We start from the raw sequence: 16,147 nt of genomic DNA, 5'->3' as shown, positions 1-16,147 counted from the left end.
TCGGCGGTCGAAAAGCACGCCCGGTAGAGGACAGCGCGTTCCCCTGGCCACGAATAGGCGTCCTGATCTGAAGCCTTGCTGGGCTTGATCCCACACTTTCATGACAAAAATCGCTATCGGCATGCCGTTCGGGGAAATCGATGCAAAGTGTTTCTGCATTTTTGGTATGGTGCAGCACATTTTCACAAGGACTGATCTTTATCCGCAGGATGCGGCGTCGACCTTCTTCAACGAGATGCTGTAGAAATGCCTGAACCAATACCCATCAAGGATCACGAAAAAGAAAACCGCCTGGTCAACAAGCGCCTGCTCGCCTGCGCGCTGCTGGTGATCGGCATCACCTGTGCCCTGGTGGGCCGCATGTATTTCCTGCAGGTGGTGCAGTACGACTATCACTCGACGATTTCCGAGAATAATCGGGTCCACGTCCTGCCGATAACGCCGACTCGTGGGTTGATCTACGACCGGAATGGCGTGGTGCTCGCCGACAATCGCCCCAGCTACAACCTGACCATCACCCGGGAGCGCACCACAGACCTCAAGGGTGAGCTGGACGCCATCGTCAACCTGCTGCACCTGCCTGCTGAAGACCGTGCGGTGTTCGACAAGGCCTTGAAGCAGGCCCGCCATCCTTTCGTCCCGGTGACATTGTTTTACGAGCTGACCGAAGAGCAGATCGCGGTCCTGGCCGTGAACGAGTTTCGCTTGCCTGGCGTCGACGTAGAGCCGCAGTTTGTCCGGCACTACCCGCTGGGTGCGCACTTTGCACACTCCATCGGCTATGTCGGGCGCATCAACGAGAAAGAGTCCAAGGCTCTCGACTCTGTGGAGTACCGCGGTACACAGTCCATCGGCAAGACCGGCATCGAGCGTTTCTACGAGTCCGAACTGCACGGCCACGTCGGTTACGAAGAGGTCGAGACCAACGCCCAGGGGCGTGTGCTGCGCGTGCTCAAGCACACCGACCCGATCCCTGGCAAAAATATTGTGCTCAGTCTCGACGTCCACCTTCAGGAAGCCGCCGAGGAAGCCCTGGGCGATCGCCGTGGCTCGGTGGTCGCGCTCGACCCGCAAACCGGCGAAGTCCTGGCCATGGTCAGCAAGCCGAGTTTCGACCCGAACCTGTTTGTCACCGGCATCAGCTTCAAGGAATATGCCGCGCTGCACGATTCCATCGACCGGCCGCTGTTCAACCGCGTCCTGCGCGGGCTCTATGCGCCGGGTTCGACGATCAAGCCTGAGGTGGCCATTGCCGGGCTCGACAGCGGTGTGGTGACCGCCCAGACCCGCGTGTTCGACCCGGGTTACTACCAGCTCCCCGATTTTGATCACAAATACCGCAACTGGAACCACAGCGGTGACGGCTGGGTCGACATGGACGCCGCCATCATGCGTTCCAACGACACCTACTTCTACGACCTGGCCCACAAGCTCGGCATTGACCGCCTGCACGACTACCTGGCGGAGTTCGGCCTGGGCCAGAAAGTCTCCCTGGATATGTTCGAAGAGTCAGCCGGCCTGATGCCATCCCAGGCCTGGAAACGTGCGACCCGCCGCCAGCCATGGTTCCCAGGCGAAACCGTGATCCTCGGTATCGGCCAGGGCTATATGCAGGTCACGCCATTGCAATTGGCCCAGGCGACAGCGTTGATCGCCAACAAGGGCGTGTGGAATCGCCCGCACCTGGCCAAGACTATCAACGGCGTGCCGCCCGTAGACGAGAACCCGATGCCGAATGTGGTCCTCAAGGACCCGCGTGACTGGGAGCAGGTGAACCATGGCATGCAGTTGGTGATGCATGACCCGCGCGGCATCGCTCGGGCCGCCGCGCAAGGTGCGCAATACCGCATCGCCGGCAAGAGTGGTACTGCGCAAGTGGTCGCGATCAAACAGGGTGAGCGCTACAACCGCGACAAGACTCTAGAGCGGCATCGCGACAACGCCTTGTTCGTCGGCTTTGCCCCGGCCGAGCATCCGAAGATCGTGATCTCGGTCATGATCGAAAACGGCGAAGCCGGTGGCCGGGTGGCAGGCCCGGTGGTGCGGCAGATCATGGACGCCTGGCTGCTCGACCAGGAAGGTCACCTCAAGCCGCAGTATGCGACCCCGGCTAAAGCACCGGGTGACCCGCACGTCTGAGTCACACCTGCCACTCGTCCCACTGGTCTACGCCCGTGTAGGCCAGCCAGGGCACGTCATACGCCGTCCAGATGTGCGCGGTGGGCCGCACGCCCGGATCATCATCCAGCGTCGCCACCCGCACGATCACATGCGGCTGGTGCCCACGCTCGGCCATCAGGTGTGAGCCGCAGCGCGAGCAGAAATGCCTGAGCTTGCCCGGCGAAGACTCGAATGACGACAACAGACCCTCGCCTTGCGTCCAGCGAAAATGCTCACGCATCACCCCGGCTGTGGCCACAAACGCCGCCGCGTGCACCTTGCGGCAGCTGTCGCAGTGGCAGTGGCTGATGGGCATGTCCAAGCGGTCCACCTGGTAGCGGACGGCCTTGCAGAAGCAACTTCCATTCAACGCGTCAGTCATAACGTAAATGCCGGGTCAAGGATGGGGTCATCATCATCGCGCACAACCCAAGGTTGCGCATTGTTCGATGTCGCCTACTGTCAATGGAGGAGGTGACTTATGCACGTATTAGATCGCATAGAACGAAAAGTCCTGCTTAACGTTTCACGCAAACAAGTCTGGGAAGCACTCACCGATGCCGAGCAATTCGGCAACTGGTTCGGAATTGCTCTGAAGGGCAAAACCTTTGCAGCGGGGGAAACCATCAAGGCACCGATCACTTATCCGGGGTACGAGCATGTGATCTGGAATGCCAAAATCGAACGTATCCTGCCGCAGACACTGTTCTCTTTCTGGTGGCACCCCTTTGCGGTGGAGGAGGGCGTCGACTATGACCAGGAAACCCCGACACTGGTGGAGTTCACGATCGAGGATCGCGCGCCGGGCATTTTGCTGCGGGTCGTCGAGTCCGGTTTCGATAAAGTGCCCGAAGCCCGTCGGCAGAAAGCCTTCAAGATGAACTCCCGGGGCTGGGACGAGCAGATGAGCAACATTGAAAAATATTTGACCCAGGCCCGCCAGGCCTGACCCCAACGGGCATCATCACTGATGCCCGCGTTGATGACTGTCAGCCTTCGTGAGCGGTGGTGATTTCCAGGGTGTCGGTAAACGTCACCAGCACACTCTGACCGACCTTGAGGTCCTTGAGACCCGCGCGAATTTCCGGTTTCTCGACATTCAACACTTTGCTCGCACCGGCTGGGTTTTCCAGGGTGACCTGGTTTTTCTTCAAGTCGATGTGCGTGATCTTCAGTTGCACCTGTACCTGACGGAACGCTGCGCCGCCGGGGTTGGGATTATCAGCGGTGGCGCGGATCACACCGGTTTTTTCGCTGGCATCCGGCGCACTTTTGTCCACATCGGTGTCCAGCACGGCAGCGACCGAGTGCGTGGTCAGCACTTTGACCTGGTCGCCGACCTTGAGATTACCCAGGTCCTTGGCGGCGTCGGTAAGTTGCACATGCACCTCGCCACCTTCGGCGCCTTGCAGCACCACCTGGTGCTTGGCGGCATCCACGGCCAGCACTTTGGTGGTGACTTCGTCGGCTTCCAGGGTCTTGGACAGCGGGATATCGGCCGCGAAGGCCGTGAGGTTACCGGCGGCCAGCAGTGTGACCAGGGCGATGGCGTGGCGAAGAGGGCGCGTTACTTTCATTTAGGGCACTTCCATGTAAGAGGAACTCCTGAGTCTAGTGGAGGGGCGCAGATACACAAATGCGCTGCAGGTTGGGTGTTTTAACGATTGCAATGTGCCAGAGTCTGCGCAGATAATGAGATGAATTATCATTAACGTCTGGCAGTGTTGCGTGTCCACATCTACTGATCCCAAGGCCCTTTTAGCCGCGCTCTACGACGATAACCATCGGTGGTTGCGTGCGTGGTTGTATCGCCAGTTGAAGTGCCCCCAGGATGCCGCAGACCTGACCCAGGACACCTTCATCCGTGTGCTCGATGCGCGCCAGCTCACCCAACTTGAGGAGCCGCGGGCGTTTTTGAGCACGGTTGCACGCCGACTGTTGTTCAGTTTCTGGCGGCGCAAGCGCCTCGAACAAAGCTACCTCGACAGCCTGGCTTTACTGCCGGAGTGCTACAGCCCTTCCGAAGAAGACCTTGCATTGGTCCGCGAAGCGTTGGAAAGCATTGACCGGCTGCTCAACGGCCTGCCGGCGCGGGTACGCCAGATCTTTATCCTGAGTCGCCTCGAAGGCTTGACCCAACCTCTGATCGCCCAGCAACTGAATGTCTCCCTGGCGACTGTCGAGCGCGATTTGCGCAGGGCGTTCCTGCATTGCCTGGCGGAATCGGCGGAGCTGGCATGACGCAGCCCAAGGTGGATGCCTGTACCCGCGAGGCCGTCGATTGGCTGCTGCGCCTGGAGGCGGCCGGCGAGGACCGCGACCTGCGCCAGGCTTTCGACGCCTGGTTGCACGCCAGCCCCGAGCACGCGGCGGCCTGGCAGCGGGTGGGCAACCTGTTGCAGCAACCGATTGCCGCGCTGCACCGGGTCGAGGCGCACAGCCCTGGCCAACTGCGTGCGGCGTCCCAGGCGCTGATGACGCCCGACACCGTGTCGCGCCGCAAGGTGCTGCGTGGCGGCCTGGCCCTGATGTTGTTTGGCGTCAGTAGCGCTGCGCTGCTCGACCGTGCCCAACCGCTCAACGGGTTGTGGGCCGACCGGCGTACCGCCACCGGCGAGCGCAGTACCTTCACGTTGGCCGACGGCAGCCGCTTGAGCCTCAACGCGCGCAGCTCGGTGGATATCCAGTTCACTGAGCAGCGCCGCGTCGTGCATCTGCGTGAAGGCCAGGTGTTTGTCGATGTCGCCGCCGATGCCCGCCGGCCGTTTGTCATCACCACCGCACAGGGCGAAGTCCAGGCCCTCGGCACGCAGTTCATGGTCAGCCAGGAAGCCGCCGGCAGCCTGACCTCGGTGCAACTGCACAGTGTGAAAGTCACCACCCAGGGCGGTCACCAGCGGCGCGTGGAAGCGGGGCAGGCGGCGTGGTTCAGCGAGGAATGGGTGCGGCCGGTACCGTTGTCGGCAGCCGGGCGGGTGGATTGGCGCGACGGTCGGATCGACATTCGCGACGAGCCGCTGGGCTCGCTGATTGATGCCTTGCGCCCGTATCGCCGGGGCGTGCTGCGCATCAGCCCGCAAGCGGCGGCGCTGCGTGTGTACGGAGTGTATCCGCTGGATGATGCGGAGCAGACGCTGCAGTCGCTTGCCCAGACATTCCCGTTGCGCATTCGTCGCTATGGGCCGTGGTTGACGCTGATTGACGTGCAATAAACGATTATTTTCACAGGCCGTGAGGGGATCGCACGTCTCGCGAGTCAGGGTTAGAGAACGCCAACCTGACAACGAGTATCCACCCCTATGGCACCCTTGATGATTCGTCCTTGCCTGCTGACGCTGGCCATTACGCTGGCCGTCATCGGCCAACCTGCGATGGCCCAGGACACCACCCATTATTTCGACCTGCCTGCGGCCGCGCTGGGTGACACCCTCAGCCGATTGTCCCGCGAAAGCGGGCGCACGTTGTCGGTGACCCCGGCCTTGCTGCAAGGTCGCCGGGCTGCTGCCGTCCAGGGCCAATTGACGCCGGAGCAGGCCGTGCAACAGGCGCTGGCCGGCAGCGGGCTGGGCTTGATCATTACCGACAACGGTACCTGGAGCCTGTACCTGCTGCCCGAAGGCAATTCGCTGAATCTGAGCCCCACCACCGTGACCGGGGCGGCCACGGAAAATGCCTGGGGCCCGGTAGACGGTTACGTCGCCACGCGCAGCGGCACCGCGACCAAGACCGATACGCCGATTCTGGAAATCCCGCAGACGGTCAACGTGGTCACGGCCGACCAGGTCGCGGTCCAGGGTGCACGCAACCTCACGCAGGCCCTGCGCTACACGCCGGGTATCGACACCAACGGCTATACCGACCGCAACACCATCGCCGATGAAGTCGCCAGCCGTGGCTTCGCGCCAACCCTTTTGTACCTCGACGGCGCCTACCTGCCGTACGCCGGCAGCCTGGGCGGCGCCCCGCAAATCGATCCGTACACCCTCGAGCGTATCGAAGTGCTCAAGGGGCCGGCATCCGTGTTGTACGGGCAAAACCAGCCGGGCGGGATGATCAACATGGTCTCCAAGCGGCCGACCACCGAGGCGCGGCACCAGGTCAAGTTCGGCATCGGCAGTTATGACCGGGTCAACGGTGCGCTGGATTTCAGCGGGCCAATCGATCAGGCCAAGACCTTGAGCTATCGCCTGATTGCCCTGGCCCGTGACGGCAACGAGATGGTCGACCACGCCACCGACAGCCGCACCTTGCTCGCGCCCAGCCTCACCTGGGCGCCGACCGACGAGACGGCGCTGACGGTCTACGCGCAGCTGCAGCGCGACAAGTCCCTGGCCGACTACCAGGCGCTGCCCGCCATTGGCACGCTGTACCGCAGCGCCGAGGGCCGGCATATCGACCGCGACACCTTCCTGGGCGACTCGGACTGGAACGACTACATCCGCGACCAGTACGTGCTCGGCTTCGATTTCTCCCACGCCTTCAACGACAACCTCGAATACCACTCGACGGCGCGCTACACCGACGTCAACGACCGCTACAAAGGCTTCTACCTGAACCGCTTCGTCACGCTCCCGGATAACAGCATCGACGACACCCGCGCCACCCGCACCAAGCTCGACTGGCGCCAGCACAACTCTGCCTACACGATTGATAACAACCTGCAGTTCAAATTCGCCACTGGTGCGCTGGACCATACGCTGCTGACCGGCGTCGATTACCGCCAGTTCACCCGCAAGTACCAGGGCTACAACCTGTACGGCGCAGAAATCATCGAGCTGTATAAACCCAGCAACTACCACACCCTGGGCCAGCCGACCCTCACCACCAAGTGGGATAACACCATCAAGCAGACCGGCCTGTACGCCCAGGACCAGATCAAGCTTGACCGGTTTATCCTCACCGTCGGCCTGCGTGAAGACTGGGCCGAAGTCGAGAACCGCGACCTGCTGGCCGACAGCACGGTCAGCCAGAAAGACAAGAAACTCACCCGGCGAATCGGCTTGACCTACCTCACTGATTTCGGCCTGGCGCCCTATGTCAGTTACGCCGAGTCGTTCTTCCCCAGCATCGGCAGCCAGGCCCCACAGCGCGGGGCGTCGGCGTTCAAGCCGGTGGAGGGCGAGCAGTACGAGGCGGGGGTCAAATACCAGCCCAACGACAGTTCATTGCTGACGTTGTCGGTGTACCAGATCAAGCAGAAGAACGTGCTGACCGGCGACATTGAGTACCCGGAGTATCAGCTGCAGGAAGGCGAGGTGCGCTCGCGGGGTGTCGAGTTCGAAGGCAAGACGCGTGTTGGTCAGTTCGAGATGATTGGAGCGGTGGCCTACCTGGACTCGTTCTACACCAAGAGCAATTACGGCAATAAAGGCAACCGCAACGAGTCCCAGGCACCGTGGACCGCCAGTACCTGGGTCGACTACCACTTCGCGAGCAATGCCCTGGCAGGCCTGACCGTCGGTGGGGGCGCTCGTTACACCGGCAAGAAATACGGTGATTCGGGCAACACCTTCAAAACCCCTTCGTTTGTGGTGTACGACACGACCATCCGCTACGACCTGGGCCGTGTCAGCCCCACGCTCAAAGGCGCGGAAGCCAGCCTGAACGTGCAGAACCTGTTTGATCGCGAGTACGTTTCGGCATGCAACTATGCCTTTGGCTGCTATTACGGACAGGAGCGCACGGCATCGTTGGCCGTGTCCTACGACTGGTAGCGTGTAACGGGTGGCAGCCCAGGCTGCCACCCGTTGACGTTTAGAAGTCCACCGTCGCCGACAACTTCGCCACGCGCGGATCGCCCTGGGTCAGGTAACCGCCCAATGCCGATTCCCAGTACTTGGTATTGGCGACGTTCTCCACCGTGGCGCCCAGCGTCACGTCCCGCTGATCGACCTTGAAGTTATAGCGCGCGCCCACGTCGAACCGGTTCCAGGTCGGCAGGCTGAGGTTGTTGGCCGCGTCGGCGTACTGGCCGCCGGTGCGCAACATGCGGCCATTCACGCTCACGCCTTGCAGGCCCGGCACATCCCAATCCACCCCGGCATTGAGCTGGAACGAAGGCACGCCGATAGCGCGGTTGCCGTCGTTGGTGCCGTTGGCCGTGCCGCTTACCTCGGTGTTTATCAGAGTGGCGCCGCCCAGCAGGCGCAGGCCTGGGACAGGTTCACCGAAGACATTCAGCTCCACGCCCTTGTTGACCTGGTCACCCTGGAACACGTAGGTCGCGGTGCCGTCCGAATTCAGCTGGGAATAGCCCTGGGTCGGCTGCTCGATGCGATACACACCGAGTGTCGCCCCGTAGGTGCCCATGTCGACTTTGACGCCGGCTTCGGTCTGTTTCGAACGCGCGGGGGCGAAGGTCTGGCCGTTGTTGGTGACCCTGGCGTTATTGGCCGCGGTTTCCGGGGCGGTCGGTCCGGATGCCAGCCCTTCAATGTGGTTGGCGTAGAACGACACGTGGTCCCACGGCTTGAACACCAGGCCATACACCGGCGTGGTGATGCCCTTGGCGTAGTTGGCGTTGCGTGAGCCGGTGCCGTATTCATAACCCTGGACCACCAGCTCCTGGCGACGCAGGCCGGCGGTGAACAGCAAGCGGTCATCCATGAAACCGAGGGTGTCCGACACCGCCGCGCTGCGCGCGAAGGTCTTGGCGGTGATGCCCGGGTCGTTCAGGTCGCTGCCGGAGGTGAAGCCACCCTTGGCTGGCGCTGTCACATCGACGGGGTTGTAGAGGTTGGTCGCTTGCGTACCCGAGGCAAAGTCGAAGGCGTTGCGCGCCTGGGTCCAGGTGCCGGTCAGGCCGAGGTTCAGCTTATGGCTGACGGCGCCGGTCTGGAACTTGCCATTCAGGCCGGCCATCAGGCTGGTGTTGTCTTCCTGGTGGGCGATATTGGAGCCGCTCACGGTGGCATTGCCTTGCGCGTCGATCACGGTGAGCGACGAATAGCGGCCGATTTCGCGGGTGTGCTTGGCGCCGCCCGCGACATATGCGGTCCAGTTGTCATTGAGGTCGTACTCGCCGCGCAGCATGCCAAAGGTGTCTTCCAGGCTGGTGCTGTCCCACTTCGGCGCGTAGTTGGTGTCCGCCGAGGGCGCGTTGGGGATGCTGGTCAGGCCCGGGCCGAGAAACACCGAGTTACGCCCGCCGTTGACTTGCTGCTTCTGATACACAAAGTCGCCGGACAGGCGCAGGGCATCACCGCGATAATCCAGGCCGACCGAAAACAGCTTCGAACGCTGGCTCTCGTCGTCCACACCGGTATCGCCTTCGCGCTGGGAAATATTCACCCGTGCGCCAAACCGATTGTCTTCGCCAAAACGCTGGCCGATGTCCAGGTGTTCGCCGATGCGGCCATCGTTGCTGATATCGGTGCTGAAGCGGCGCAAAGGCACGTCATCGGCACGCTTGGGTTGCAGGTTCACACCGCCGCCGATGCCCGAGCCACTCGGCGTCACGCCGTTGATAAAGGCGTTGGGGCCCTTGAATACTTCGACGCGTTCCAGGGCGTCGGTGGACATCAACTGGCGCGGCAGGATGCCGTACAAACCGTTGAAGGAAATATCGTCGCCGTTGAGCGGCAGGCCACGAATCACGAACGCCTGGGATTGGTTTGCAAAGCCTGACGCCTGGCGCACGGACGAGTCATTGAGCAGGACATCACCCAGCGTCTCGGCCTGCTGGTCACGGATCAGTTTCTCGGTGTAGGAGGACATGCTGAACGGCACATCCATGATGTCCTGGTTGCCCAGCACACCCAACTGGCCACCGCGTGCCACCTGGCCGCCGGCATATACCGGGGGCAGGGCGCCGGGCGATGGGGCGTCGGCGTTGATGTTGGTGGCGCCCAGTTCCAGCGTGTTGCCATCCTGACTGTGGTTCGCATCCTGCGGGGTGGCTGGGGTTGCGGCGTGAGCGGCAAGGCTCAGGGAGCAGCAAAGGGCGAGCAGGGTCGGGCGAAACGGCACGGCGAATGGGGTACGGGTGGGCATGGTCGATCCGGACGGCGAACCGTCAGTGGTGAGGAAAAGGGCAACAACGTTGCGCGTCCTCGCTGCGCGGATACGACTCCGGTGCGAATGATAGTGATTGTTATTAATGTTCTGCAACAAAATTGTGAAGCGCGTGAGCGTGCCTGCGCGGACGGCCGACCAGCGGCCCGCGCAGTGTCCTGCTGTGCGGGTTGACGGATAAATGCCATCGCCCATCGCGTTTGCCCGGATGCCGAGTAGAATCACGCCCTGAAAGCGATTCCTGAGGTGCGGTACGGTGGATTTACAGCAGGGTTTTGTCCTGACCCGGCATTGGCGCGATACCCCGGCGGGCACGGAGGTCAGTTTCTGGCTGGCCACCGACCACGGGCCACGGTGTATCCGCCTACCCGTGCAGACCTCGGTGATGTTTATCCCCGAGGCCCATCGTAAGCCGCTGGATTGGCTGCTCAAGGGCGAGCGCGATATCGAGTTGCGCCCGCTGCAGTTGTGCGACTTCCACCATCGCCCGGTGCTGGGCCTGTACACGCGCCAGCACCGCCAGGCGATGGACCTGGAAAAACGCCTGCGTGCCGCCGGGGTGGATGTCTACGAGGGCGACGTGCGCCCGCCCGAGCGCTACATGATGGAGCGCTTCATCACCGCCCCGGTGTGGTTCGGCGGCGTCGCCGATGCCGACGGCACGCTGCTTGACGCGCAGATGAAACCCGCGCCTGATTACCGCCCGCCGCTGAAGCTGGTGTCGCTGGACATCGAGACCACCGCCCAGGGCGATCTCTATTCCATCGCCCTCGAAGGCTGCGGCGAGCGCCAGGTGTACATGCTCGGCCCGCCGAATAAAACCGACGCGGTGGACTTCAAGCTCGACTACTGCGACACCCGCGCCCAACTGCTCGAGCGCCTCAACCAATGGCTCGCCCTCCATGACCCCGATGCAATCATCGGCTGGAACGTGGTGCAGTTCGACCTGCGCGTGCTCCACGAACATGCCCAGCGCCTGGGCGTGCCGCTGTTGCTCGGGCGCGGCGGCGAACCGATGGCCTGGCGCGAGCATGGCAGCCGTAACCACTACTTCGCCGCCGCGGCCGGGCGGCTGATCATCGACGGCATCGAGGCCCTGCGCTCGGCCACCTGGAGCTTCGAATCCTTCAGCCTGGAAAACGTCGCGCAGACCCTGCTGGGCGAGGGCAAGGACATCTCCACGCCGTACCAGCGCATGGACGAAATCAACCGCATGTTCGCCGAGGACAAGCCCGCCCTGGCGCGCTACAACCTCAAGGACTGTGAACTGGTCACGCGGATTTTCGCCAAGACCGAGCTGCTCAAGTTCCTCCTCGAACGCGCCAGCGTCACCGGGTTGCCGGCTGACCGCAACGGCGGCTCCGTCGCCGCGTTCACCCACCTGTACATGCCGCTGATGCACCGCCAGGGCTTCGTTGCGCCGAACCTCGGCGACAAGCCGCCCGAGGCCAGCCCCGGCGGCTTTGTCATGGACTCGCGGCCCGGCCTCTACGAATCGGTGCTGGTGCTCGACTACAAAAGCCTCTATCCGTCGATCATCCGCAGTTTCCTGATCGACCCGGTGGGCCTGATCGAAGGCCTCAAGCACCCCGACGACAGCACCTCTGTGGAAGGCTTTCGTGGTGCGCGTTTCTCGCGTACCCGCCATTGCCTGCCGGCCATCGTCGCGCGGGTGTCCGAAGGCCGCGAAGAGGCCAAGCGCGAACATAACGCGCCGCTGTCCCAAGCGCTGAAGATCATCATGAACGCCTTTTACGGCGTGCTCGGCTCCAGTGGTTGCCGGTTTTTCGATACGCGGCTGGCGTCGTCCATCACGATGCGCGGCCACCAGATCATGCGCCAGACCCGCGAGCTGGTCGAAGCGCAGGGCTATGAAGTGATCTACGGCGACACCGACTCCACCTTCGTCTGGCTCGGCGGTGCGCATACCCAAGAGGACGCCAGCCGCATCGGCCACGCGCTGGTGCAGCACGTCAACGCCTGGTGGCGCGAGCACCTGCGCACGGCATACGGCCTGCAAAGCGCGCTGGAACTGCAGTACGAAACCCACTTCACCCGGTTTCTGATGCCGACCATTCGCGGCGCGGAGGAGGGCAGCAAGAAACGCTACGCCGGCCTGGTGGTGCGCAGCGACGGCAGCGAAGAGATGGTCTACAAAGGCCTGGAAACCGTGCGCAGTGACTGGTCGCCCCTGGCCCGGCAGTTCCAGCAGGAGTTGTACCAGCGCATTTTCCATCGCCAGCCCCATCAGGACTACATTCGCGACTACGTACGCCGTACCCTCAGCGGCGAATTCGATGAGCTGCTGATCTACCGCAAGCGCCTGCGCCGCCAGTTGGATGACTACGAGCGCAACGTGCCGCCGCATGTGCGTGCTGCGCGCCTGGCCGATGAATACAACGACCGCCTCGGACGTCCGCGTCAGTACCAGCGCGGCGGCTGGATCAGCTACGTGATCAGCGTCAACGGCCCCGAACCGCTGGAGGTGCGCCAGGCGCCGATTGACTACGACCACTACGTCACCCGGCAATTGCAGCCGGTGGCCGATGCGATCCTGCCGTTCGTGAATGACGATTTCGGCACCCTGGTCGGCGGGCAAATGGGCCTGTTCTAAAACACTTGCCGAGGCACTGCGCGAGCCTGCACTCTTGGTCACTGACGACCACCCGACGGCGCAGCTCCCATGACTCACATTACCTTGACCGGCACTATAGTCGAACTCCAGCCCCTGCAACCCGAACACAAGGCCGCCTTGCTCGACGCCGCCGCCGATGGCGAGCTGTGGAACCTCAAGGTCACCAACGTGCCGGGCCCCGGCACCGTCGACCAATACATTGATACCGCGCTGGCCGGGCGTGCTGCGGGCAGCGTGATCCCGTTCACCATCGTGCGCCGCGACACCGGCCAGGTGGTCGGCAGCACGCGGTTCTGGAAGGTCGACCGGGTCAATCGCAAGCTGGAGATCGGCCACACCTGGCTGGCGCTGTCGACGCAAAAAAGCGCGATCAACACCGAAGCCAAGCTCCTGCTGCTGACCTACGCTTTCGAGGTGCTGGACTGCGTGCGGGTGCAGTTCACCACGGATGAACTCAACGAAAAATCCCGTGCTGCGATCCTGCGCCTGGGCGCCGTGCAGGAAGGCATCGTGCGCCATGAACGCATCATGCCCGACGGGCGCAAGCGCAACTCGGTGCGTTTCAGCATCATCGATTCGGAATGGCCGCAGGTGAAAGCCAACCTGCAGGCGAAGCTGCTGCGATAGGAGGAAAGGCCCATGTACACGCTCTACGGTACCGACGAGTCCGGCTCCTGCATGATCGAAATCGCCCTGGCGCGTTGCGCGGTCGAGTGGCACCGCGTGGATGCCAGTTCCTGGCAGGAAGGCCCGGGCACCGACGCCCTGGCCCGCATCAACCCGCTCAAGCAGATCCCCACGCTGGTCACCCCTGATGGCCAGGTGTTGACGGAGAGTGCGGCGATCCTGATCCACCTGGGCCTGGAATACCCCGACGCCAACCTGCTGGTGGGCAACCGTGGGCAGATCCTGCGCGGCCTGGTGTACATCGCCGCCAACTGTTATTCGGCCATTGGCATCATCGACTACCCGCAACGCTGGCTGGGCGAGGCCGAACCCGTGGTGCAGAACCAGTTGATCACCGGCACGCGGCGCTATCTGCACCAGGCCTGGGTGGTGTTTGCCGATCAGTTTGCCGACCAGTTGTTTGCGCCCAGCGGCGAGCCGAATGCGCTGGGCATCATGGCGGCGGCGGTGTCGCGCTGGGACGCGGCGCGCGAAGCGCTGGCCGCCCTGGCGCCGGGTTTTGCCCAGAGCCTTGCACAAGTGGATGCCGATCCCGTCGTGGCCCCCGTATTCGCGCGGCATTGGCCCGCGCAATGACCGCGCCGCGGCCTGTCGCCTGGCACGTCACGCGCTGGTGCGATGACCCCTTCAGCCAGGGCGCCTACAGCGCGTTGTTGCCAGGTGGCGAGCCGAGCCTGCGGCGCCTGTTGTCAACGCCGATTGATAATCGTCTGTTTCTTGCTGGCGAAGCCTTCAACCACGATCACTCGGCCATGACCCACAGCGCCTGGGACAGCGGGCTGCGCGCCGCCAATGCGGTGATCGCGACCTCGGCTCGAACGGTGATTGTCATCGGTGCCGGTTTTGCCGGCCTCGGCGCTGCCCGCGCCTTGCAGGCGCAGGGCGTGGCGGTGCGCGTACTCGAGGCGCGTAACCGCATCGGCGGGCGAGTGCACAGCGTAGCCCTCGGTGGGCAAATGGTGGATGTGGGCGCCGCCTGGTTGCAGCAGTATGCGATCAACCCGCTGGCGCGGCGTGCCGAGCAGTTGGGCCTGGAGCGGCGCCCGACAGACTTCTCGCAGCCATTGGCCGCCGCGTGGGACGGCCCGTTGCCGGACATCAACCGCGCCTATGCCCGACTCAAACAGGCCATCGACCGTCAGCAACCGTTGGCGCCGGGCGTCGACCGCTACCTGGCCACCTTGACCGCCAGCGAGCGCCGCGCGGCACGCTATGCCATCGACGCGAACTTGATCCTCGAAGCCGGTTTGCCCCTGGACCAGCTGTCGACCCAGACGCTTGACGAGGAGGGCGTCGGCCATGGCGACCAGTTTTTGCCGCACGGTTACGGGCAACTGCTGGCAGACGCTGCCAGCGGCCTGGATATCCACCTCAACCACCCTGTGCAGCACATCAGCTGGGACGAGCACGGTGTGCGCGTGGATGATCGGGATGCCGATGCCTGCATCTGCACGGTGCCGATACCGGTGCTCAAGCAATTGAGCTTTACCCCGGACTTGCCGGCGACGTATCGCCACGCCCTGGAGCTGTTCACCATGGGCCGCCTGGAAAAAGTCGTGCTGCAGTTCGATCAGCGTTGGTGGCCGGCGTCCGAGGACGGCTACCTGCGCTGGTACGACGCGCCCGCCAATTGGGGCGAGTGGCTGGATTTGACCGATGCGGTGGGCACGCCGCTGATTGCCGGGCTGGTCGCCGCAGACGCCGTGGACCGCCACTATCCAGGCAAGACAGATGAGCAAATCGCGCTGGCGGCCTGCGAAAAACTCAGCGCCTGGGCTTCCGCAATCAGAAGAAACAATGACTCCTGAACCTATCCAAACCCTTGCGTAGCGGGCGTCCTGGCCTACGCTTTCTTAAAGTGGTGTAGGAATCATCCTTGAATTTGACTGTCGCAGACATGAAACTCAAGAACCCTGCATGGAATTCAAAGGAGGTGCGCATGCTCATCCGGTCGCTGACCCTGGCTACCTTGATGGCTTTTACGGGGCCGCTGTTGGCTGCTGATGATATCAACCCGCTCAAGCAGGATTTGGGCAAGTCCCGGCCGCTGGTGGTGGTGGAGTTGGACTCCGGCAACGCCGCGCTGACGGACCTGAAGAAACAGCTGGAAGAGCCGGCCACCAAGCAAGCCTTTGAAGAGCGCAGCATGGTGTTCTACACCGTGAAGTTCGGCAGCATCGGGGCCGAGGGCGAGAAGTTCGCCAAGGACCCCAAGGACAACAAGAAACTCACGCCGCCTGAAACCAATGCGCTGATCCGTGCCCTCAAGCTGGGCGCCGGCAGCGGCACCAAGGTGATCCTGGTTGGCAAGGATGGCGAGAAGAAAGTCGAGAAGACCGTGCCACCGGATACCCTCGACCTGAAGGAATTCTTCAGCGCGATCGACCAGATGCCGATGGCCGAGAAAGAAATGGCCGCCCCGGCCGAGCCTGAACCCGCTGCCGCCCCGGCCGCGAAGCCAGGCGCCAAGGCGGGTAAGCCGGCCAAGCATGCCGCGCCGCAACAGCAATTGGATGATTGACCAGCGCCCAAGGCGCTGGCTGACCCGGCGCTGATCGAAGCGCTTAAGTAGGGAGGGAGCTTGCTCCCGCTCGACTGCGTAGCAGTCGCAAGCGTTTTGGCGGCGCTGCGTACCTCAGCGGGAGCAATCTT

Annotated in this window: 14 protein-coding genes; 10 read left to right on the top strand and 4 right to left on the bottom strand. The window is 63.0% G+C overall.

What is annotated here, in order from left to right; translation table 11 throughout:
- Positions 1-259: hypothetical protein (locus NTD80_RS23575; protein ID WP_262135192.1), on the bottom strand; the 259-nt coding region annotated here is incomplete at its 3' end.
- Between NTD80_RS23575 and mrdA the strand changes: the two genes are divergently transcribed.
- Positions 247-2,139, top strand: a complete 1,893-nt coding sequence (gene mrdA / locus NTD80_RS23570) for a penicillin-binding protein 2 (RefSeq protein WP_065907300.1) — start codon at positions 247-249, stop codon at positions 2,137-2,139. The genes NTD80_RS23575 and mrdA overlap by 13 nt on opposite strands.
- A gap of 1 nt (position 2,140) precedes the next feature.
- Here mrdA and NTD80_RS23565 read toward each other — a convergent pair whose 3' ends face one another.
- Positions 2,141-2,542, bottom strand: coding sequence for a GFA family protein (locus tag NTD80_RS23565; RefSeq protein ID WP_262135191.1), 402 nt, complete (start codon positions 2,540-2,542; stop codon positions 2,141-2,143).
- Positions 2,543-2,641: 99 nt separating this feature from the next.
- On the opposite strand from NTD80_RS23565, the gene NTD80_RS23560 reads away from it, so the two are divergent.
- The gene (locus NTD80_RS23560) at positions 2,642-3,109 is read left to right on the top strand and encodes an SRPBCC family protein (protein ID WP_262135190.1); all 468 of its coding nucleotides are present in this window, start codon (positions 2,642-2,644) and stop codon (positions 3,107-3,109) included.
- A 40-nt stretch (positions 3,110-3,149) separates the two neighbouring features.
- On the opposite strand, the gene NTD80_RS23555 is transcribed toward NTD80_RS23560, so the two are convergent.
- Complete coding sequence (locus tag NTD80_RS23555) at positions 3,150-3,737, bottom strand: hypothetical protein (RefSeq protein WP_262135189.1); 588 nt, start codon at positions 3,735-3,737, stop codon at positions 3,150-3,152.
- 151 nt (positions 3,738-3,888) lie between these two features.
- Here NTD80_RS23555 and NTD80_RS23550 point away from each other — a divergent pair, with 151 nt between their 5' ends.
- The 3 genes from NTD80_RS23550 to NTD80_RS23540 all read left to right on the top strand — a co-directional run bounded on the left by NTD80_RS23550 (position 3,889) and on the right by NTD80_RS23540 (position 7,874).
- Positions 3,889-4,401, top strand: coding sequence for a sigma-70 family RNA polymerase sigma factor (locus NTD80_RS23550; protein ID WP_262135188.1), 513 nt, complete (start codon positions 3,889-3,891; stop codon positions 4,399-4,401).
- Positions 4,398-5,372, top strand: a complete 975-nt coding sequence (locus NTD80_RS23545; protein ID WP_262135187.1) for a FecR family protein — start codon at positions 4,398-4,400, stop codon at positions 5,370-5,372. Before NTD80_RS23550 ends, NTD80_RS23545 begins: the two co-directional genes overlap by 4 nt.
- A gap of 87 nt (positions 5,373-5,459) precedes the next feature.
- Entirely contained in the window at positions 5,460-7,874 is a 2,415-nt protein-coding gene (locus tag NTD80_RS23540; RefSeq protein WP_262135186.1) for a TonB-dependent siderophore receptor, read from the top strand.
- 40 nt (positions 7,875-7,914) lie between these two features.
- Here NTD80_RS23540 and NTD80_RS23535 read toward each other — a convergent pair whose 3' ends face one another.
- Entirely contained in the window at positions 7,915-10,152 is a 2,238-nt protein-coding gene (locus tag NTD80_RS23535) for a TonB-dependent receptor (protein WP_262135185.1), read from the bottom strand.
- Between the two features lie 277 nt (positions 10,153-10,429).
- Between NTD80_RS23535 and NTD80_RS23530 the strand changes: the two genes are divergently transcribed.
- The 5 genes from NTD80_RS23530 to NTD80_RS23510 all read left to right on the top strand — a co-directional run bounded on the left by NTD80_RS23530 (position 10,430) and on the right by NTD80_RS23510 (position 16,016).
- A complete protein-coding gene (locus NTD80_RS23530) occupies positions 10,430-12,787 on the top strand; it encodes a DNA polymerase II (protein WP_065907277.1) in 2,358 nt (785 codons plus the stop codon).
- Positions 12,788-12,856: 69 nt separating this feature from the next.
- Positions 12,857-13,435, top strand: coding sequence for a GNAT family N-acetyltransferase (locus tag NTD80_RS23525; protein ID WP_201143884.1), 579 nt, complete (start codon positions 12,857-12,859; stop codon positions 13,433-13,435).
- Positions 13,436-13,447: 12 nt separating this feature from the next.
- Positions 13,448-14,071, top strand: coding sequence for a glutathione S-transferase N-terminal domain-containing protein (locus tag NTD80_RS23520; protein WP_065907272.1), 624 nt, complete (start codon positions 13,448-13,450; stop codon positions 14,069-14,071).
- Positions 14,068-15,303, top strand: coding sequence for a flavin monoamine oxidase family protein (locus NTD80_RS23515; RefSeq protein ID WP_262135184.1), 1,236 nt, complete (start codon positions 14,068-14,070; stop codon positions 15,301-15,303). Before NTD80_RS23520 ends, NTD80_RS23515 begins: the two co-directional genes overlap by 4 nt.
- 131 nt (positions 15,304-15,434) lie before the next feature.
- A complete protein-coding gene (locus NTD80_RS23510; RefSeq protein WP_106804619.1) occupies positions 15,435-16,016 on the top strand; it encodes a DUF4174 domain-containing protein in 582 nt (193 codons plus the stop codon).
- Positions 16,017-16,147 lie beyond the last annotated feature (131 nt).

The organism is Pseudomonas sp. 13B_2.1_Bac1, assembly GCF_025466155.1.
Taxonomy (GTDB): domain Bacteria; phylum Pseudomonadota; class Gammaproteobacteria; order Pseudomonadales; family Pseudomonadaceae; genus Aquipseudomonas; species Aquipseudomonas aylmerensis.
Note: the sequence above shows the minus strand (reverse complement) of the source record. Positions and strands in the feature narration are given on the sequence as shown.